Source organism: Frigoribacterium sp. AC512, assembly GCF_979258295.1.
The window spans coordinates 1,389,508-1,408,599 of record NZ_OZ409850.1 but is presented as its reverse complement, the minus strand read 5'-3'; the positions used below and the strand labels follow the sequence as shown (position 1 = coordinate 1,408,599).

Below are 19,092 nucleotides of genomic sequence, written 5' to 3'. Positions count from 1 at the left end.
ACCATCCTACCGGCAGGCCCGCCGCCGGGGCGGCAGCGACGGGTCAGGACGGGGCAGGGCGCAGGACGAGCAGGCGCGTCAGCGCGAGGACCAGGCGCGCGCCTTGTCGAGGAACCGCGCGTGGAAGCGGAGCTCACCGGTCACCTCGGGGTGGAAGGACGTGCCGAGCAGGTTGCCCTGCTCGACGGCGACGACGCGGCCGTCGTCGAGCACGCCGATCGCGGTGGCGAGCGGGCCGACCTCGGCGACCACGGGCGCCCGGATGAAGACGGCGTGCACGGGCGGGACGCCGACGACGGGGACGAGGAGATCGGTCTCGAAGGACTCGTTCTGGCCGCCGAAGGCGTTGCGGCGCACGGCGACGTCGAGCCCGCCGATCGTGCGCTGCCCCGTCAGGTGCTGGCTGGCCGGCCCGTCGACGACGCGGTCGGCCAGCATGATCAGCCCGGCACAGGTGCCGTAGACAGGCAGGCCTGCGTCGACGGCCGCGCGCAGCGGCTCGGCCATGCCGAAGGTGCGGCTGAGCTTGTCCATCACCGTGGACTCGCCGCCGGGGATCACGAGACCCGACACCGCCGCGAGCTCGTCGGGCCTGCGCACCGGGACGGCGACCGCTCCGAGGGCGGTCAGGACCGCGAGGTGCTCACGGAAGTCGCCCTGGAGGGCGAGGACCCCGACCCGCGGGGCCGCCGCCTCCTCGTGTCGGCTACCAGCCACGCTCGGCGAGGCGGTGCGGCGCGGGCAGGTCGGGCACGTTGATGCCGACCATGGCCTCGCCGAGGCCGCGCGACGCGTCGGCGACGACCTGCGGGTCGTCGAAGAACGTCGTGGCCTTGACGATCGCGGCGGCCCGCTCGGCGGGGTTGCCCGACTTGAAGATGCCGGAGCCCACGAAGACGCCGTCGGCGCCCAGCTGCATCATCAGCGCCGCGTCGGCGGGCGTCGCGACGCCGCCGGCGGTGAAGAGGACGACGGGCAGCTTGCCGGTCTCCGCGATCTCCTTGACGAGCTCGTACGGCGCCTGCAGTTCTTTCGCGGCCACGTACAGCTCGTCCGTCTTGAGCCCCTGCAGCTGCGCGATCTCCTTCGAGATGGTGCGGATGTGCTTGGTCGCCTCGGACACGTCGCCGGTGCCGGCCTCGCCCTTGGAGCGGATCATCGCGGCACCCTCGGTGATGCGACGGAGCGCCTCGCCGAGGTTCGTCGCACCGCAGACGAAGGGGACCGTGAAGTTCCACTTGTCGATGTGGTTGACGTAGTCGGCGGGGCTGAGCACCTCGGACTCGTCGATGTAGTCGACGCCGAGCGTCTGGAGGATCTGTGCCTCGACGAAGTGGCCGATGCGCGCCTTCGCCATGACGGGGATGGAGACGGCCGCGATGATCTCGTCGATCATGTCGGGGTCGCTCATGCGGGCGACGCCGCCCTGCGATCGGATGTCGGCGGGCACGCGCTCGAGGGCCATGACCGCGACGGCGCCCGCCTCTTCGGCGATCTTCGCCTGCTCGACGTTGACGACGTCCATGATGACGCCGCCCTTGAGCATCTCGGCGAGACCGCGCTTGACGCGGTCCGATCCGGTGGTGCTGCCGGCGGACGGGACGGAGGTGGGGGTGCTGTCGCTCATGATGCCCTCAGTTTAGGCGCTGCCCGGGGGTGTGCGTCGCCGATGTGCCGCTCGTCACCGAGTGGCCTGGTCTCCCCCGGCGGGCCAGGCGGCCGCCAGCGCATCGCGGACGTCGCCGAGCAGCTGCGTGACGGCCTTGGTCTGGGCGATGATCGGGAAGAAGTTCGAGTCGCCGCCGTAGCGCGGCACCACGTGCTGGTGCAGGTGCTCGGCGATGCCGGCGCCGCCGACCGACCCCTGGTTCATGCCCATGTTGAAGCCCTGGGCGTGCGACACCTCGCGGACGACGCGCATGGCGGTCTGGGTCAGGGCACCGATCTCGGCGACCTCGTCGGGCGTGGCCAGGTCGTAGGTCGAGATGTGCCGGTAGGGGCAGACCAGCAGGTGGCCGGGGTTGTACGGGTACAGGTTCAGCAGCACGAAGGCGTGCTGTCCCCGGGCGACGATCAGCGCTTCCTCGTCGCTGCGCGAGGGCGCGGCGCAGAACGGGCACGCGTCGTCGTGGGCGCCCTGGCCGCGGCTGACGTACACGGCACGGTGCGGCGTCCAGAGGCGCTGGAACGCGTCGGGCGCCGACGCGAAGTCGTCGGCCGACTCGGCGCGCGCCGGCCCGTCGCCGTCCGGGTCGACGTCGGCCGGCAGCTCGTCGGCGCCCGCCCCCACGGTCAGACCTGGGCCTTCGTCTCGATCGCCTCGAGGATCTTGGCCACGGCGTCGGCGACGGGCACGCCGTTCTCCTGGGAGCCGTCGCGGTAGCGGAAGCTCACGGCGCCGGCCGCGCGGTCCTCCTCGCCCGCGATGAGCTGGAAGGGCACCTTGGACTTCGTGTGCGTGCGGATCTTCTTGGGGAACCGGTCGTCGCCGTGGTCGACCTGGGCGCGGACGCCCTTCTCGCGCAGCTGGCGCACCACGTCGTCGAGGTAGTCGCCGTACTCGTCGGCCACGGGGATCGCCACGACCTGGACCGGGGACAGCCACACGGGGAACGCCCCGGCGTAGTGCTCGGTGAGGACGCCGAAGAAGCGCTCGATGGTGCCGAACAGCGCACGGTGGATCATGACCGGACGCTGTCGCGTGCCGTCCGCGGCCGCGTACTCGAGCTCGAAGCGCTCGGGCAGGTTGAAGTCGAGCTGGACGGTCGACATCTGCCAGGTGCGGCCGATGGCGTCGCGGGCCTGCACCGAGATCTTGGGGCCGTAGAACGCGGCTCCGCCCGGGTCGGGGACGAGCTCGAGGCCGGACTCCTCGGCGACCTCGCGGAGGGTCTGCGTCGCGGTGTCCCAGATGTCGTCGTCGCCGACGTACTTCACCGGGTCCTTCGTCGAGAGCTCGAGGTAGAAGTCGGTCAGGCCGTAGTCACGGAGCAGGGACAGGACGAAGTTCAGGGTGCCGGTCAGCTCCTCCTTCATCTTCTCGCGCGTGGTGAAGATGTGCGCGTCGTCCTGGGTCATGCCCCGCACGCGGGTGAGGCCGTGGATGACGCCCGACTTCTCGTTGCGGTAGACGGTGCCGAACTCGAAGAGGCGCATCGGCAGGTCGCGGTACGACCGCGGCTGCGAGCGGTACGCGAGGATGTGCATGGGGCAGTTCATCGGCTTGAGGTAGTAGTCGGCGCCCTGGCGGGTGACCTCGCCCTCGTCGTTCCTGGCCTCGTCGAGCTTCATGGCCGGGAACATGCCGTCCTTGTACCAGCCGAGGTGGCCTGAGGTCTCGAACAGGCTCGCCTTCGTGATGTGCGGCGTGTACACGAAGTCGTAGCCGGCGGCCTCGTGGCGTCGGCGCGAGTAGTCCTCCATCTCGCGACGGATGATGCCGCCCTTCGGGTGGAAGATCGCGAGGCCGGAGCCGATCTCGTCCGGGAACGAGAAGAGGTCGAGCTCGACGCCGAGCTTGCGGTGGTCGCGCTTCGCCGCCTCCTCGAGCCGGGCCTGGTACTCGCGCAGTTCGTCCTTCGTCGGCCAGGCTGTGCCGTAGATGCGCTGCAGCTGCGGGTTCTTCTCGGAGCCGCGCCAGTAGGCGGCGGCGACGCGCATCAGCTTCGTGGCGTTGCCGAGGACGCGGGTGGTGGGCACGTGCGGACCGCGGCAGAGGTCGGACCAGAGCACGTCGCCGCTCTTCGGGTCGACGTTGTCGTAGATGGTCAGCTCGGCGCCGCCGACCTCGACGGACTCGCCGTCGTCGCCGATCTCGTCGGCCGAGCCGCCCTTGAGGCCGATCAGCTCGAGCTTGTAGGGCTCGCCGGCGAGCTCGGCGCGGGCCTCGGCCTCGGTGACGACGCGGCGGCGGAAGCGCTGGCCCTGGCGGATGATCCGCTCCATGCCCTTCTCGATCGACTTGAGGTCGTCGGGGGTGAAGGGCTCGGCGACGTCGAAGTCGTAGTAGAAGCCGTCGGTGACGGGCGGGCCGATGCCGAGCTTCGCCTCAGGGTTGATGCCCTGCACGGCCTGCGCCATGACGTGCGCCGCCGAGTGGCGGAGCACGGCCAGGCCGTCGGGCGAACCGATCGTGACGGCCTCGGCGACGTCGCCCGCGTGCAGCTCGGACGCGAGGTCGCGGAGCTCGCCGCCGACGCGCATCGCGACGACGCCCTTGTCCGTGAACAGCTCGAGCCCCGTCGTGGTCTCGGTCGCCTCGACGGTCACGGGCGCGGCGGCGAGGGCGGCGGGGGCAGGCTGGTCTGACACGGTGGAGGGCTCCTGACGATCGAGGGGACGCGCGCCAGTTTAGTGCCGCCGGCAGTGGCACCCGCCGCCGGTCACGCCTCCCTCGGCGCCGTCCAGCCCAGGTCGAGGTCGTGCTGGTCGACCTCGCCGGGGCCGAGCTGCCAGACGTACTCGTTCTTCAGCTTCGCGCCGTCGTGGGCGAAGGGGCCCGTCCTGTGCGCGTAGAAGGCGACGGTCGGGAGGGTCGCGGGCGCCGCGGTGCGGACCGCGTTCGAGAAGTCGAGGTTGAGGCGTCTCAGGCCGCCCACGACGACGTCCCGCCACGGGCCGGTGTCGACGTCGCCGGCGTGGGGCGAGAGCTGCAGCGCGATGTGCAGCTGACGGTCGCCCATCGCGTCCTCGAAGGCGATGAGCCGGTGGTTCTCGACGGCCTGCAGCAGGGCCGGGTCGCCCTGGAGCACGTCCCGGAGAGCGTCGGGCGCGACGACGGCGCCGTTGTAGTCGACCGAGAGGTCGCTCCGGCCGTAGTGGAACAGCAGCGGCAGGTCGAGGAACTTCTCGGTGACGACCGCCGACAGTCCCTTCTCGCGCAGCACCGGCAGGACGTCGCGCATCCGGGTGACGTGTCCCCGGTCGTGGATGTTGTAGCGGATGCGGGGGCTGATGTTCTCGGCGCGGGCGATCGTGACGACGAGCTCGCCGGCCTCGTTCGTCTCGATCAGGTAGCCGAAGGGGTTGAACTGGAAGATCATCGGCAGCACGCCGTACTCCTGCTGCCGCGTGAGCCGGGCCGCGAGGTCGGGGTCGTCGGCGATCGCGCGGCGGAGGGCCGCGGTGAACTCGGTCTCGATGCCGAGGTTGATCTCGAGGTCGCTCGCCCCGTACGAGCCGAGGACCGCCCGTGCGTACTTCAGGATGTGCCCCCGCATGTTCTCGCTGATGCCCTCGCCCCCGAACGCGGCGACGATCGTGTACTGCGACCAGTCGAGCCGGTCGTCCTCGAAGAGGCCCTTGAGGAACGGCGGGTAGCTGAGGATGACGTAGGTGAACCCGGTGCCGAACTCGCGCATCGTCTGGATGATCTTGTCCGGGTCCGGTCCGATCGACTTGATCATCGTCGACTCGGTGAGGGAGGCGGTGACGTTCATGCCGGTGGCCCAGGCGCCCAGCGAGAACGCGTTGAGCACGAACGGCGGGTGCGGCAGCTCGGCCGACGTGCGCGCGAACCCGAGCTGCAGCAGCTGTCGCGTGGCCTGGCGCTCGTCGGGGCCGCGCACCCAGCTCGTCGGCACGCCAGAGCTGCCCGACGACTCGTCGACGACCACCCCTCGACGAGGCAGGCGGCCGCCGAGGCAGCGCTCGGCGATGCTCCAGCGCTTGACGTACGACTCCTTGTCCATCTCGGGCAGTCGGGCGAAAGCGGCCTCGACCCCGTCACGGGTGTCGAGGCGACGGCCCTGCCCGTGCTCCCGCAGGAACGCCCGGTAGGCAGGCACCGACCGTGCCGCTCGCTCCATCGTGCGCCAGGCGCGCCAGCGCCCGAGCCGCCAGCGGAGCGGCTCGATGCCGGGGACGAGCAGGAGACGGTGCGTCTCGACCCGGGGCATCGCGAGCTTGACGAGGCCGTCGACGACCCGGAGGAGCGTGAAGACCACGAGCCGCTTCATCGTCCCTCCCCCGCCCCGATCGTCATCGCGGCGGCCGGGCGGCGGTGGGCCACGGGCGGCGCAGCGCTCCGCCCCAGCCGGAACAGCATCCAGGCCATGCGCCCGTCCTGCTCGTCGACGTCGACGGCGCGGACGAACGCGGTGTGCGACCGCGGGTTGGTGATGACGGTGCCGAACGGGTGCAGGGCCACGCCGTGCCGCGACAGCTCGAGCCACACCTCGAGGAACGCCCGGCCTGCCTCGACGTGGTCGGCGGGGCTCGCGAACGGGCCTTCGAGCCAGGCGAGCTGGCGGACGCCCTTCATGGTGCCGAGGTAGACCCGCCTGACGGCGTCGCCGACGACCGGCGCCGTCCAGAGCCCGCGGTGGCCCATGGCGAACCGGAGCACCGGCCCCGGCATCAACATGGTCTCGGCGCTCAGGCCGTCGCCGGTCTCCGCGGCCTCCCTCGCCGAGAAGCGCAGCCAGGTCATGATCTCGGCGTGCACGTCGTCGTCCTGCAGGTCGTCGAAGAGCGTCTCCTGGTTGATGCGGACGACGTCGTCGACCGTCGCGGCGTCGGTCGTGCTGCGGAGGAGGTGGCCGTGGGAGGCGGCGATCGCTCGGGCGCCGGCCAGCACCTCCTCGTCCACGGTCGTCGCGTCGTAGGGGCGGCGCGACGTCTGCCGGGCGAGGAAGGCGTCGCGGGCGGCGCGGTCGGCGTCGGTCGCCTCGTGCAGCTCGAGGACGACCTCGGCCAGGCGGTGCAGCCGGACCTCCCCGCCGAAGTCCATCGGCGCGAGGTCGAGCGCCTCACGGACGACGAAGCCCTGGGCGCGGGCGACGATCGCGAGGCCGGCGAGGAACACCCCGCCGCAGACGTGGGCGAACGGGATGCCGAACGACTCGGCGGGCAGGCCCCGGTCGAGGTCGTACCAGACGGTCGCCGTCGTCGCGGACGTCGGCTGCACGACGATCGGCTGCGAGTTGTGCGGCGACGGGTAATGCCGCGCCTGGTCGATCAGTGCCGGCCAGGGCGTCGTCGGCCGCTCGCTCCCCCGAGGTTCCATGGGCCGACACTAGTGCGGCGACTCGCCCGGGCACCTGCACCTCAGGGATGAACCCCGGACTGGCGCACCGGGGTGCCCTCGCGGGTCACCGAGCCGAGAGCTCCTCGCCGCAGGCCTCGGCGGCGACCCAGGCGAGCATGCCGCACTTGACGCGCATGACGACCTTCGAGACGCCGTGCAGCGCGACGGCGTCGCCGAGGACCTCGTCGTCGGGCTCTCCCGCGCCGCGGGACCGCATCATCGCGCGGAACTCGCCGACCAGCGCCGCGAGCTCGGGCAGCGTCCGGCCGGGCGCGAGACCGGAGAGGACCGACGCCGACGCCATCGAGATGCTGCAGCCCGCGCCCTGCCATCGCAGGTCTGCCACGCGGTCGGTGCCCGGCTCGAGCCGGACCCGCACCGTGATCTCGTCGCCGCAGGTGGGGTTCCGCTCGAAGTGCTCGGCGTCGGCGCCCGTGAGCTCGCCGTCGCCGTGCCGCGCCTTCGCGTGGTCGAGGATCACCTGCTGGTAGAGCGAGTCGAGGGAGGCGCTCATCGGGCGTCCTCCGCCCCGAAGTAGCCGCGGACCCCGGCGACGCCGGCGACCAGACGGTCGACCTCGGCGGCGGTCGTGTACAGGTAGGTGCTCGCCCGCGTCGTCGCCGTCACGCCCAGCCGCCGGTGCAGCGGCTGCGCGCAGTGGTGGCCGACGCGCACCGCGATCCCCTCGGCGTCGAGGTACTGGCCGACGTCGTGCGCGTGCACGCCGTCGACGACGAAGCTGGCGAGGCCCGAGCGCGGCACGCCGGCGGGCGGGCCGACGACGCGGACCCCTGGGAGCGCGGACAGGCCGACCACCAGCTGCTCTGCCAGCGCCTCCTCGTGGTCGCGGATGCGCTCGAGGCCGACGGCCTCGAGGTAGCGGACGGCCTCGGCGAGGGCGACGGCCTGCGAGACCGGCTGCGTGCCGGCCTCGAAGCGCTGGGGCGCGGGCAGGTACTCGGCGGACTCGAGCGTCACGGTGGTGATCACGGAGCCGCCGGTGCGGAACGGGGGCAGGGCGTCGAGCAGCTCCCCGCGGCCGACGAGGACGCCGATGCCGGTGGGCCCGAGCATCTTGTGGCTGCTGAACGCCGCGAAGTCGACGCCGAGGGCACGGAAGTCGACGGGGCGGTGGGGCACCGACTGGCAGGCGTCGAGCACGACCAGCGCGCCGACCCCGTGGGCGAGCTCGACCAGCTGCTCGACGGGCGCCACCAGCCCGGTCACGTTCGACACGTGGGCGAAGGCGAGCACCCGCGTGCGCTCGCCGACGACGGCACGGGCGTCGTCGAGCGTCCAGACGCCGTCGTCGTCGACCGGCACGACACGCAGGACCGCGCCCGTGGTGGCCGCCACCTCTTGCCAGGGCACGAGGTTCGCGTGGTGCTCGGCCTCGGTCACGACGATCTCGTCGCCCGGGCGGAGCGCGAAGCGGCGGGCGGACTCGCCGCCGCGGCCGAGGGTCGCGGCCGTGAAGCCGTGCGCCACCAGGTTGATCGCGTCGGTCGCGTTCGCCGTCCAGACGACCTCGTGGGAGGCGGCGCCCACGAAGCGCGCGACGGTCTCGCGCGCCTCCTCGAACGACTCGGTCGCGAGGGCGGCGAGGGTGTGCGCGCCGCGGTGCACGGCCGAGTTGTCGGTCTCGAGGAACCGGCGCTCGGCGTCGAGCACGGAGCGCGGGCGCTGCGCCGTCGCGCCGGAGTCGAGGTAGGCCAGGGGCTCGCCCGAGACCTGCTGCGCGAGGATCGGGAAGTCGGCGCGGAGTCGCTCGACCTCGACGTCGTCGAGGGGGCGGGCGGGGCCGGCGGTGGTCTGTTGCGGTGTCTGAGTCTGCTGCTGTGTCTGAGTCACGGTGTCCCTTCCCGACGATCGTAGCCAGGGCCGGTCGGCGGTCGGCGGCCGACGGCCGACGGGGGCAACGATCAGCGTGCCCGTCCTGTTCCGCCGCCGCGGCCTCCTGCGCCATCGTGACGGCGCATGACGCAGCACGTGACAGCGAGGAGGGCCGGGTCCACCATCGGGACATGACGAACCAGAGGATCGAGACCAGCCACGCGGGCAGCCTGCCCCGCACGCCCGAGCTCATCGCGGCCAACGACGCCCGCCGCCTGGCCGACGACGGCCTCACGCTCGAGCGCACGCCCGAGTTCGACGAGCTGCTGACCGCCGCGGTGATCGACCTCGTGCGCCGCCAGCAGGACCTCGGCATCACCGTCGTCGGCGACGGCGAGTACGGCAAGGCGATGACGAGCGCGGTCGACTACGGCGCGTGGTGGTCGTACTCGTTCCAGCGGGTCTCGGGCCTGTCGGTCACGGGCGCGGACATCTTCTCGCAGGAGCCGGTGCGCTCGTCGCCCGGGAACGTGCGGCTGACGTCGTTCCCCGACCGTCGCGACTGGACGATCTTCGCCGACGCCTACCAGGACCCGACCTCGGGCATCAGCACCGGCACGACCGCGACGGCGTTCCCCAGCACGACGGGTCCGCTTGCGTACGTGGGTCAGTCGGCCATCGCCTCCGACATCGCCAACCTGAAGGCGGGGCTCGCCGCGACCGGCGCCGACCCGTCGTCGGGCTTCATCACGTCGCTGTCGCCCGGCAGCGGCGCGCGCATCGCGAACGACTTCTACGCGACCGAGGAGGAGCACATCTGGGCCTGGGCCGAGGTACTTCGGGAGGAGTACACGGCGATCGTCGAGGCCGGACTCACCGTGCAGATCGACGACCCCTCGATCGCCGAGAACTGGGACCAGATCGTCCCCGAGCCGAGCGTCACGGACTACCGCGCCTTCACGCGCATCCGGGTCGAGGCGCTGAACCACGCCCTGCGCGGCCTGCCCGAGGACCAGATCCGGTTCCACCTCTGTTGGGGCAGCTGGCACGGACCGCACACCACGGACATCGAGTTCCGGCACATCGCGGACCTCATGCTCGAGATCACCGCCGGTGCCTACTCGTTCGAGGCGGCCAACGTGCGGCACGAGCACGAGTGGAAGGTCTGGCGGGACCTCGACCTGCCGGCGCACAAGAAGATCATCCCGGGCATCGTGAGCCACGCGACGAACGTGGTCGAGCACCCCGAGCTCGTCGCCGACCGCATCGAGGCGTTCGCGTCGGTCGTCGGGCCCGAGCGGGTCGTCGCCTCGACGGACTGCGGCCTCGGCGGGCGGATCCACCCGCAGATCGCCGTGGCGAAGCTCGCCGCGCTCGGCGAGGGCGCGCGCATCGCGAGCTCACGCCTGTTCGGCTGAGGCGAGGTCAGTCGTCGAGGGGCTTGAGCACGCGGCGGAGGAACTGCTGCGTGCGCGGCTCGCGGGGGCGGTTCAGCACCTCGGCGGGCGCGCCGCGCTCGACCACGACGCCGTCGTCCATGAAGACGACCTCGTCGGCGACCCGGCGAGCGAACTCGAGCTCGTGCGTGACGACGACCATCGTCCAGCCCTCGTCGGCGAGCTCCTTGACGACGGTGAGGACGTCGCCGACGAGCTCGGGGTCGAGGGCGCTGGTGGGCTCGTCGAAGAGCAGCAGCTCCGGCCGGAGGGCCAGGGCGCGGACGATGCCGACCCGCTGCTGCTGGCCGCCCGACAGCTCGACCGGCCAGGCGTCGACGCGGGAGGCGAGGCCCACCCGCGTGAGCAGCTCGCGTGCCTCGGCCCGCGCCTCCTCGGGGTCGCGGCCCTGGACGCGGATCGGCCCCTCGACCACGTTCTGCAGCACGGTCAGGTGCGGGAACAGGTTGAAGTGCTGGAACACCATCGACGACCGGTCGCGGAGGGCGAGCAGGTCGCGCTTGGCGACCTTGCCGCCGAAGTCGACGACCCGCCCGTCGGACAGGGTCGCCCGTCCGCCGTCGGGGACCTCGAGGCTGTTCAGGGACCGCAGCACGGTGGTCTTGCCCGAGCCGGACGGGCCGATGATCGCGACCACGCGGCCGCGTCGCACCTCGAGGTCGATGCCCTTGAGCACCTCGGTCGCGCCGAACGACTTGCGGAGGCCCTCGACGCGGAGGACGAGCTCGGCCGCCTGGCCGGGGCGACCGGGCCGGGAGGAGGCGCCGGACAGGGGCGGGTCAGCGGGCGACATGTCGGTCCAGTCTCTTCTCGAGGGCGTCCTGCCCGAACGACAGCACGAGGCAGATGACCCAGTAGATCAGGGCCGCCTCGAGGTAGATCAGCAGGAACTGGTTCGACACGGTCGCGATCTGCTGCGCCTGCCGGAACAGCTCGACGACGAGGATGACGCTGGCGAGCGAGGTGTCCTTGACGAGGCTGATGAACGTGTTCGACAGCGGGGGCACCGAGACGCGCGCCGCCTGCGGCAGGATGATGCGCCGCAGCGCCAGGGCGCGCGACATGCCGATGGTGTGGGCCGCCTCCCACTGGCCCTTGGGCACCGAGAGGATGGCCGCCCGGATCACCTCGGCCGCGTAGCCGCCGACGTTGAGCGAGAACGCGATGATCGCGCTCGGCCACGGATCGAGCCGGACGCCGATCGACGGCAGCCCGTAGAACACGACGAACAGCTGCACGAGCAGGGGCGTGCCCCGGATGACCGACGTGTAGAACCGCGCCAGCCCGGACAGCCAGGCGCGCCCCGACAACCGCATCATCGCCACGACGAGGGCGATGACCAGGCCGATCGCCATGGAGGCGAGGGCCAGCGGGATCGAGGCGACCAGGGCACCCGACGCGATCGGCCAGAACGCCCGGCCGAAGAGGTCGAGTGAGGACTGCACGTTACTCGCTGACGTCCTGGCCGAAGTACGTGGAGGAGATCTGAGCCAGCGTGCCGTCGGCCGCCAGCTCGGCCAGGGCGTCGTCCATCGCCTGCACGAGGTCGTCGCTGCCCTTGGTCGTCACGAGCGCCGAGCGCGACACGTCGTCGGTCGTCGCCGCGATCTTGATCGCCGCCGCCTGCTCGGGGTTGGTCTTCACATAGTCGAGGAAGGTGAGCTCGTCGTTGACGGTGGCGTCGATGCGCCCCTGCTCTACGAGCGCGACCGACTGGGCCCAGCCCTCGACGACCTGGACGTCGGCGCCGGCGTCCTTGGCGGTGTCGTAGAAGTTGCTCGACTGCGACTGCGCGGTCGTCTTGCCCGCGAGGTCGGCGAGCGACGTGATGGAGGTGTCGTCGGCGGCCGTCACGACGACGCCGCGGCTGACCGTGTACGGCGTCGAGAAGTCGAAGGTCGCCTCGCGCTCGTCGGTGATCGAGATCTGGTTCGCGACGACGTCGAAGCGCCCGGCGTCGAGCCCGGCGAGCAGCGCGTCGAACTGGGTCTCCTCGAACTCCACGTCGACGCCGAGCTTCTCGGCGACGGCGGTGGCCACGTCGACGTCGTAGCCGGTCAGGGCTCCCGAGCCGCCCTCGTGGTACGTGAAGGGCTGGTAGGTGCCCTCGGTGCCGACGACGAGCACGCCGGCGTCCTGGATGTCGGAGAGGCTCTTCGCCGCACTGGTGTCCGCGGTGGCGCTCCCGGTCTGCGAGACGACGTCGTCGGTCGAGGCGGGCGCGCACGCCGTCAGCAGCAGGGCTGCGGCGGAGGCGACGCCGACGGCGAGGATCCGGGTCGTGCGGGAGAGGCGAGGAGTCGAGAACGTCACGGGTGGTCTTCCTGGTCGATGAGCTGCCCGGGTCTGCCGGGCCTCCGACCCTAACCGCGCAGGCGCGGCGCTGATTCCCCGTGTCGTCTCGTGACGTCGGAGAGGGTGCTCGCGGCAGCGTCAGCGGGCGGCGAGGGCGCCCGGCAGGTCGACGCCCCAGCCGGCGTCGAGCCGCAGGTGCTCGTGGGCGACGCGGTCGGCGGACAGCGCCACGAGGCTGAGCGAGAGCGAGCCGAACCAGGTGCCCCCCAGCAGGTCGGCCCGGACCAGCGCCTCCTCGTCGGACAACGGGAGCGCGCTGCTCTCGCGCAGGAGGTCGAGCCACGGCCGCCAGCTGCCCTCGTCCCGCTCGGGGAGCGGGCCCACCGGTGCGGCGACGCCGCGGAACCGGGGCAGCCAGCGCGCCACCCGGGCCACCTGGTCGTCGTCGGGCGCACCGTGCGTGAGGACGTGCACGCCCGGCGAGAGCGGCACGCTCGCGAGCCGGTCGCCGTCCCAGCTCGTGTGGACGGCTCCGGAGGCGTCGGCCGAGAGGAGGTTGAAGGTGCGGGTCGCGGGACGCCCGCGGGGCAGCCGGCCGGCCGAGGCCGCCTCGAGCGGCAGCGCCCCGCGGGTGCGCCAGCCCCCCTCGGGGACGGGCGGCTGCTCCCGCCGGTTGAGGACGACGGAGGCGCGGGCCGGCCCGGTCGCCGTGGCCAGCCAGGCTCCCCCGGCCTCGCGGTCGTGCAGGCCCTCGACGCGGTCGCCGAGCTCGGGCCACCAGGCGGCAGGAGGATCCCAGGGGCGGTCGGCCGATTCGTCGCGGAGCCCGAGGAACACCACCGGCCACTTGGCCCCGGGGGCGACGGACACGACGACGGTGCACACGGTGCTGCCTCCTCCGCCACGATCCGTCGGGATGCGGCATCGTGGTGGCTGCAACGCTACCCGCCGACGGGCACCAGCTCGGCGGCCGACCGACAGGGGCACCACCGTGACCGACAGCACTGCCGACACCGTCGCGACAGCAGCAGCAGACGACGACGCCGGCGCGGGTGTCCGACGCCTGACCGTCGTCGTCGGCATCTGCGGGGGCATCGCCGCCTACAAGGCCGTGTCCGTGGTGCGCGAGCTCGTCCTCCGGGGCCACGACGTGCACGTCGTCCCCACGGAGGCGGCCCTCCGGTTCGTGGGCGCCCCCACCCTCGAGGCGATCAGCCGCAACCCCGTGCACACCTCGGTCTTCGACGACGTCGCGCAGGTCCGCCACGTCGCCCTGGGCCAGCAGGCCGACCTGATCGTCGTGGCGCCGGCGACCGCGCACACCCTCGCGAAGCTCGCGCACGGGCTGAGCGACGACCTGCTGGGCACGACCGTCCTCGCGAGCACGGCGCCGCTCGTCGTCGCGCCGGCCATGCACACGCAGATGTGGCGGGCGGCCTCGACCGCCGACAACGTGGCGCTGCTCCGTGCTCGGGGCGTCGTCGTGGTCGGTCCCGACGACGGCCCGCTGACCGGCGGCGACAGCGGCCCCGGGCGCCTGAGCGAGCCCGACGTGATCGTCGACGAGGCGCTCGCGGTCGTCGCGGGCCGGGCCGAGGAGGCGCGACGCCGTGACCGGGCCGGTCGCGACCTCGCCGGCCGCGTCGTCGTCGTCACCGCCGGCGGGACTCGCGAGCCCCTCGACCCGGTGCGCTGGCTCGGCAACCGCTCGAGCGGCAAGCAGGGCCTCGCCGTCGCCCGCGAGGCCACGGCCCGTGGCGCCCGTGTGGTCTTCGTCGCGGCCCACGTCGACGACGAGGTCGCGGCTGCGGTCGCGCAGCTGGCGGGCGTCGAGGTGCGGACCGCCGGCACCGCGGCCGAGCTCGACGTCGCCACGACGGCGGCGGCCGAGGAGGCCGACGTCGTCGTGATGGCGGCCGCGGTCGCGGACTGGACGCCCGCCTCCGTCGCCGACGCCAAGCTGAAGAAGGACGACGCGGGCGACCGACTCACCCTCGACCTGGTGCGGACCGTCGACGTGCTGGCCGGCCTCGTGGCACGGCGCCGGACGGGCCAGGTCGTCGTGGGCTTCGCCGCCGAGACCTCGACCGGACGCGACGACCTGATCGCCCTGGGCCGCCGCAAGCTCGCGCGGAAGCCCGCCGACCTGCTCGTGCTCAACCAGGTCGGCTGGGCCGAGGGCTTCGGCCGGGACGAGTCCGTCGCGGTCCTGCTCGGCCGGGAGGGCGCGGTCGTCGGCGAGTCGAGCGGCACCAAGGCGGACACGGCGCGCGCCCTGCTCGACGCCGTGGTCAGCCTGCTCGGCGCTGCTTCAGCCACAGCACGAGCGTGAAGCTGAAGACGACGAGCACCATCCACGACCCGATCTTGCTGGGGTGCACGATCGACCAGCCGTCGGCCTGCGAGGCGTAGGTCCAGGCGCCCATCAGGGTCGCGGCGTTCTCGGCGATCCAGATGAAGAAGCCGATCAGGGCGAAGGCGACGAGCAGGGGCATCCTCCGGTCTCGGCTCCGCACCCGGAACGTGACCCCCTTGCGTCCCAGCAGCACGACGGCCACGCCGAGCAGCGCCCAGCGCAGGTCGACGAACCGGTGGTTCGTGAAGAAGTTGACGTAGAAGGCGACCGCGAGGGCGAGGGTCGGCAGCATCCGCAGCCGGTCGACCCGCAGGTCGAGACGCCGCCAGGCCTGGCAGACGTAGCTGCCCACCGCCGCGTACATGAAGCCGCTGTAGAGCGGGACGTCGCCGATCCGCAGCACGCCGGGCTCGGGGTACGACCACGACCCGACCGCCACCTTGAACACCTCGAGACCGAGGCCGAGCAGGTGGAACAGGCAGATCACGACGAGCTCGTCACGGGTCTCGAGCCGGGTCGCGACGAAGACGACCTGCACGAGCACGCACCAGACCAGCATCGCGTCGTAGCGCGGCAGCCCGACGTCGACGACGCTCGTCAGGGCGAGGCCCGCGAGCACGGCCACGGCGAACGCGCACGAGAGCGCCTGCTGCACGCCGAACGCGACGAGGTCGCGACCGGCCTCGAGGAGGCGGTCGGCGCCTCCTGCGCGGCTGCCCGCGACGTATCGTGCACCGGTCACGACGACCTCCCCCCGACGCCGTGGGGTCAGCGTCGGCTCGACGCTACGAGCAGCGGACCCGACGGCGCGTCGTCCTCGGGGAGCATCTCGTTCGTCCGTCGTGAGGAGATCGACATGTGTCGTGGGCGGGGGACGTCGACCGCCGACCGGGGGACGTCGACTTGCGCGTTAACCTCCGTGCGACACAATGCCCCCGTGAGCAAGAAGATCGACGCAGCCCTCAAGTCCCTCGTCAAGGCCCTCGAGCACCACGGCGAGGTGATGAGCGACCGTCCCGTCAGCGCCAAGCGCGCCGGGCGGGCCACGGAGAAGGTGCGCCAGGCCGCCTCGGCCTACACGCAGGTCGTCGCCGACAAGACGGGCCAGCCGAACCCCTTCATCGACTTCCTCGACCCGGAGACCGTACAGTCGCTGCGCGGCGAGCGGGACGCCATCGCCACGAAGAAGACGAAGAAGCACGACGACTAGCGGGCTCGCCGCGGCGGCCCGACCGCCGCGGCCCTGCCCTCGGACGTGCCCGCCTCGGCCGCAGCGTCAGTCGATCGCCGCGACGGCGACCGCCTGTGCCGTGATCGCGAGGCAGACGCCGTCGCCCACGGCGCGACGCCGGTCGGCCCGGTGGTCGAGGGCGATCAGCACGTCGCCCGCCGTCCGCACGACGGTGCGCACGGTGGCCCCGCGGAACGACACCTGCTCGACCGTGCCGGCGAGGCCCCGGTCGGCGAAGACCACGTCCTCCGGCCGGACGTAGGCCCAGACCGGGCCGTCCGCGCAGACGCCGACGGCCGGCACCTCTCCCCCGGGCAGACGGACCCGCCCCGAGACGACCTCCGAGCGAAGCCGGTTGCTCGTCCCGACGAACTCGGCGACGAACTGCGTCGCCGGCGTCGCGTAGAGCTCCTCGGGCGCGCCGATCTGCTCGATCCCGCCGGCGCGCATGACGGCCACCCGGTCGGCGACCGCCAGAGCCTCCTCCTGGTCGTGGGTGACGAACAGCGTGGTGATCGAGAGCTCACGCTGGATGCGCCGGATCTCGTCGCGGAGCTGGACGCGCACCTTGGCGTCGAGGGCGCTCAGCGGCTCGTCGAGCAGCAGCACGCGCGGCCGGGTGACGAGCGCGCGGGCGAGCGCGACGCGCTGCTGCTGGCCGCCCGACAGCTGGTGCGCGTACCGGGCGCCGAGGGCGCCGAGCCCGACGAGGTCGAGCATCTCGCCGGCGCGCGTCGCCCGCTCAGCCCGGCCCACGCGCCGCATCCGCAGGCCGAACTCGACGTTCTGCTGCACCGTCAGGTGCGGGAACAGCGAGTACGCCTGGAACACCATGCCGACGTCCCGGCGGTGCGTGGGGACGCCGACCACGTCGCGGCCGTCGATCGAGACGGACCCGCTCGTCACGGGCTCCAGGCCGGCCAGGCTGCGGAGCGCCGTGGTCTTGCCGCAGCCCGACGGGCCCAGCAGCGCGACCAGCTCGCCCGCGCCGAGGTCGAGGTCGAACCCGGTGAGCGCGCGGTGTCCCGCGTACTCCTTCACCACGGAGCGGAAGGCGACGGCGGCGCCCACAGGAGCGGTCGACGTCGCGGAGGCGGCGGCGGGCCGCTCGGGCAGGGTGGCGGTCACGAGAGGGCCTTCCGGGAGGTGGAGGAGGGAGCGGCGGGACGCGCCGTGCCGATCGAGCCGACCCGGCCCATCACGACGAGGAGCACGAACGCGAAGGCGAGCGCGAGCAGGGCCACGATCACGGCGGCGAACGGGTCGCTGCGGCTGATCTGCACGAGCGAGGTCTGGAGGGTGACGCGGTTCAGCAGGGAGGAGATCGTGTACTCGCCGAGGACGACGGCGACGGTGATGAAGGCCGCGGCGAGCAGCCCGCGACGGAGGCTCGGCACGACGACCAGCGCGAGGGTCGAGAGCCAACTCGAGCCGAGCGTCCGCGACGCCTCGGTCAGGGTCCGCAGATCGGTCGCCGCGAGGTCCGACTGCACGGCCCGGTAGGCGTAGGGCAGCACGGTGACCCCGTAGGCGAGGGCGAGGGTCCAGGCCCCCGAGCCGAGGAGGCGGGCCACGACCGAGTACACCGGCGCGAGCCCGACGACGAGCACGATCGCCGGGACCGTGATCGGCACCAGGCAGACGAACTCGAGCACGCGCGACAGCCGCGGGTACCGCAGGTGGACCAGCACCATCGCGGGCACGAGCATCACGAGGACGAGCACGGCGGTCACGACCGCGAGCACGAGGCTGTTCGTCACGCCCTCGACGAGGTTCCGGTAGGCGCGGCCGTTCTCCGGGTCGGCCAGGGCGAGCCAGTGGCCGAGGTCGTGGCCGGTGCCGTCGGCGCTCCGCAGCGAGAACGCGACCATGGCGGCGATCGGCACGGCGAAGACCAGGCCGATGACGACGAGGGCCGCGCGACGGGCGGCGGGCGAGGCGGCGCCGGGGCCGCTGCCGCGGGTCGTGCGGCGGCCGACCGCGCTCATCGCGTCCACCGGTCGGTGCGGCGCTGCAACAGGGAGTAGCCGACCATGAGCACGACCATCACGAGCACCATCCCGAGGGCGAGCACGCCGGCCACGTTCTCGCGGCCGAGCACGGTCTCGCTGACGAGGGCGGCGCGGATCTGCAGCGGCACGATCTGCGAGCCCTGGCTGATCAGGGCCGCGGCGGTCGCGTACGACGAGAACGCGTTGGCGAAGAGGAGGAGCAGGCTGCCGGCGAAGGCGGGCGCCAGCACCGGGACGACGACGCGCAGCAGGTGCTGGCGGGACGTCCCGCCCAGGGTGGCGACCGCCTCCTGCCACTGGGGCTTGAGGCCGGTGACCGCGGGCATGAAGGTGATGACCATCAGCGGCACCTGGAAGTACAGGTAGGGAAGCAGGAGACCGGGTACCTCGTAGATCCACGCCCCGCCCGCGAAGATGTCGACGCCCGCTCGCGTCAGGAGCAGCTGCGTGACGACGCCCTGGATGCCGATCGTCGCGGTGAACGCGAAGGCGAGCATCACGCCGCCGAACTGGGCGAGCACGCTGGCGGCGCCGTCCACGAGGCTGCGGACCAGCCCGTCGGGGCGCAGGGCGGTGAGGCCCCAGCAGACGACGGCGCCGACGACCGCTCCCCCGACGGCCGTCACGCCCGAGACGAGGAACGAGCTGGCGAAGGTGCGGAGCACGACGGGGTCGCCGAGCGCCGTCAGGTTCGACAGCGTGGGCCGGCCGTCGCCGTCGACGAGGCCTGTGCCGAGCGCGAGCAGGCACGGCAGCAGGAGGAACGCCAGGACGTACAGCACGAACGGCGTGAGCCCCCACCACGCCGCGGGACGGCGCCGGGCCCTCGTGGGCACGACGCCGTCCGGGGTGACGGAGGCCTGGGGGACGGTCTCCGCCAG

Annotated in this window: 19 protein-coding genes; 3 read left to right on the top strand and 16 right to left on the bottom strand. The window is 72.7% G+C overall.

The features are described from left to right. Positions 1–78: 78 nt before the first annotated feature. The 8 genes from pdxT to ACZZ97_RS06345 form a co-directional block, all read right to left on the bottom strand. Positions 79–717, bottom strand: coding sequence for a pyridoxal 5'-phosphate synthase glutaminase subunit PdxT (gene pdxT / locus ACZZ97_RS06380; protein ID WP_314100878.1), 639 nt, complete (start codon positions 715–717; stop codon positions 79–81). After that, a complete protein-coding gene (gene pdxS / locus ACZZ97_RS06375) occupies positions 707–1,627 on the bottom strand; it encodes a pyridoxal 5'-phosphate synthase lyase subunit PdxS (RefSeq protein WP_463472627.1) in 921 nt (306 codons plus the stop codon). Before pdxS ends, pdxT begins: the two co-directional genes overlap by 11 nt. Before the next feature lie 54 nt (positions 1,628–1,681). Continuing rightward, entirely contained in the window at positions 1,682–2,290 is a 609-nt protein-coding gene (locus ACZZ97_RS06370; protein ID WP_463472626.1) for an HIT family protein, read from the bottom strand. Between the two features lie 2 nt (positions 2,291–2,292). Continuing rightward, positions 2,293–4,203: a threonine--tRNA ligase gene (gene thrS, locus ACZZ97_RS06365; protein ID WP_463473768.1), complete on the bottom strand. Its 1,911-nt coding sequence runs from the start codon at positions 4,201–4,203 to the stop codon at positions 2,293–2,295. A 179-nt stretch (positions 4,204–4,382) separates the two neighbouring features. After that, the gene (locus ACZZ97_RS06360; RefSeq protein ID WP_463472625.1) at positions 4,383–5,957 is read right to left on the bottom strand and encodes a phenylacetate--CoA ligase family protein; all 1,575 of its coding nucleotides are present in this window, start codon (positions 5,955–5,957) and stop codon (positions 4,383–4,385) included. Beyond that, positions 5,954–7,006, bottom strand: coding sequence for a hypothetical protein (locus ACZZ97_RS06355; RefSeq protein ID WP_463472624.1), 1,053 nt, complete (start codon positions 7,004–7,006; stop codon positions 5,954–5,956). The genes ACZZ97_RS06360 and ACZZ97_RS06355 overlap by 4 nt, the downstream gene beginning before the upstream one ends. Positions 7,007–7,091: 85 nt before the next feature. Continuing rightward, a complete protein-coding gene (gene sufU, locus ACZZ97_RS06350) occupies positions 7,092–7,541 on the bottom strand; it encodes a Fe-S cluster assembly sulfur transfer protein SufU (RefSeq protein ID WP_463472623.1) in 450 nt (149 codons plus the stop codon). Then, entirely contained in the window at positions 7,538–8,878 is a 1,341-nt protein-coding gene (locus tag ACZZ97_RS06345; RefSeq protein ID WP_463472622.1) for a SufS family cysteine desulfurase, read from the bottom strand. The genes sufU and ACZZ97_RS06345 overlap by 4 nt, the downstream gene beginning before the upstream one ends. Before the next feature lie 173 nt (positions 8,879–9,051). On the opposite strand from ACZZ97_RS06345, the gene ACZZ97_RS06340 reads away from it, so the two are divergent. Next, entirely contained in the window at positions 9,052–10,278 is a 1,227-nt protein-coding gene (locus ACZZ97_RS06340) for a cobalamin-independent methionine synthase II family protein (RefSeq protein ID WP_314100871.1), read from the top strand. Positions 10,279–10,285: 7 nt separating this feature from the next. Here ACZZ97_RS06340 and ACZZ97_RS06335 read toward each other — a convergent pair whose 3' ends face one another. The 4 genes from ACZZ97_RS06335 to ACZZ97_RS06320 form a co-directional block, all read right to left on the bottom strand. Beyond that, positions 10,286–11,110, bottom strand: a complete 825-nt coding sequence (locus tag ACZZ97_RS06335) for an amino acid ABC transporter ATP-binding protein (protein WP_314100870.1) — start codon at positions 11,108–11,110, stop codon at positions 10,286–10,288. Beyond that, on the bottom strand, positions 11,097–11,762 hold the full coding sequence (locus tag ACZZ97_RS06330) for an amino acid ABC transporter permease (protein WP_233568945.1): 666 nt from the start codon (positions 11,760–11,762) through the stop codon (positions 11,097–11,099). Before ACZZ97_RS06330 ends, ACZZ97_RS06335 begins: the two co-directional genes overlap by 14 nt. Before the next feature lies 1 nt (position 11,763). Continuing rightward, the gene (locus ACZZ97_RS06325; protein ID WP_463472621.1) at positions 11,764–12,630 is read right to left on the bottom strand and encodes a transporter substrate-binding domain-containing protein; all 867 of its coding nucleotides are present in this window, start codon (positions 12,628–12,630) and stop codon (positions 11,764–11,766) included. 120 nt (positions 12,631–12,750) lie between these two features. After that, the gene (locus tag ACZZ97_RS06320) at positions 12,751–13,497 is read right to left on the bottom strand and encodes an NRDE family protein (RefSeq protein ID WP_463472620.1); all 747 of its coding nucleotides are present in this window, start codon (positions 13,495–13,497) and stop codon (positions 12,751–12,753) included. A gap of 178 nt (positions 13,498–13,675) precedes the next feature. On the opposite strand from ACZZ97_RS06320, the gene coaBC reads away from it, so the two are divergent. After that, entirely contained in the window at positions 13,676–14,944 is a 1,269-nt protein-coding gene (coaBC, locus tag ACZZ97_RS06315) for a bifunctional phosphopantothenoylcysteine decarboxylase/phosphopantothenate--cysteine ligase CoaBC (protein WP_463473767.1), read from the top strand. Here coaBC and ACZZ97_RS06310 read toward each other — a convergent pair. Continuing rightward, a complete protein-coding gene (locus ACZZ97_RS06310) occupies positions 14,904–15,710 on the bottom strand; it encodes a DUF817 domain-containing protein (protein ID WP_314102456.1) in 807 nt (268 codons plus the stop codon). The genes coaBC and ACZZ97_RS06310 overlap by 41 nt on opposite strands. A gap of 195 nt (positions 15,711–15,905) precedes the next feature. Between ACZZ97_RS06310 and ACZZ97_RS06305 the strand changes: the two genes are divergently transcribed. Then, positions 15,906–16,178 carry a hypothetical protein gene (locus ACZZ97_RS06305; RefSeq protein ID WP_314102454.1) on the top strand — a complete coding sequence of 91 codons (273 nt, stop codon included), beginning with the start codon at positions 15,906–15,908 and terminating at the stop codon, positions 16,176–16,178. A 66-nt stretch (positions 16,179–16,244) separates the two neighbouring features. Here the strand turns inward: ACZZ97_RS06305 and ACZZ97_RS06300 are convergent, their stop codons facing one another. Genes ACZZ97_RS06300 through ACZZ97_RS06290 form a run of 3 tightly spaced genes read right to left on the bottom strand, consistent with a single transcriptional unit; the run spans position 16,245 to position 19,092 of the window. Beyond that, positions 16,245–17,327 (bottom strand): ABC transporter ATP-binding protein, encoded by a 1,083-nt coding sequence (locus ACZZ97_RS06300; protein WP_463472619.1) that lies wholly within the window; start codon positions 17,325–17,327, stop codon positions 16,245–16,247. Beyond that, positions 17,324–18,187, bottom strand: a complete 864-nt coding sequence (locus tag ACZZ97_RS06295; RefSeq protein WP_463472618.1) for an ABC transporter permease — start codon at positions 18,185–18,187, stop codon at positions 17,324–17,326. Before ACZZ97_RS06295 ends, ACZZ97_RS06300 begins: the two co-directional genes overlap by 4 nt. Next, positions 18,184–19,092, bottom strand: a complete 909-nt coding sequence (locus tag ACZZ97_RS06290) for an ABC transporter permease (RefSeq protein WP_463473766.1) — start codon at positions 19,090–19,092, stop codon at positions 18,184–18,186. The genes ACZZ97_RS06295 and ACZZ97_RS06290 overlap by 4 nt, the downstream gene beginning before the upstream one ends.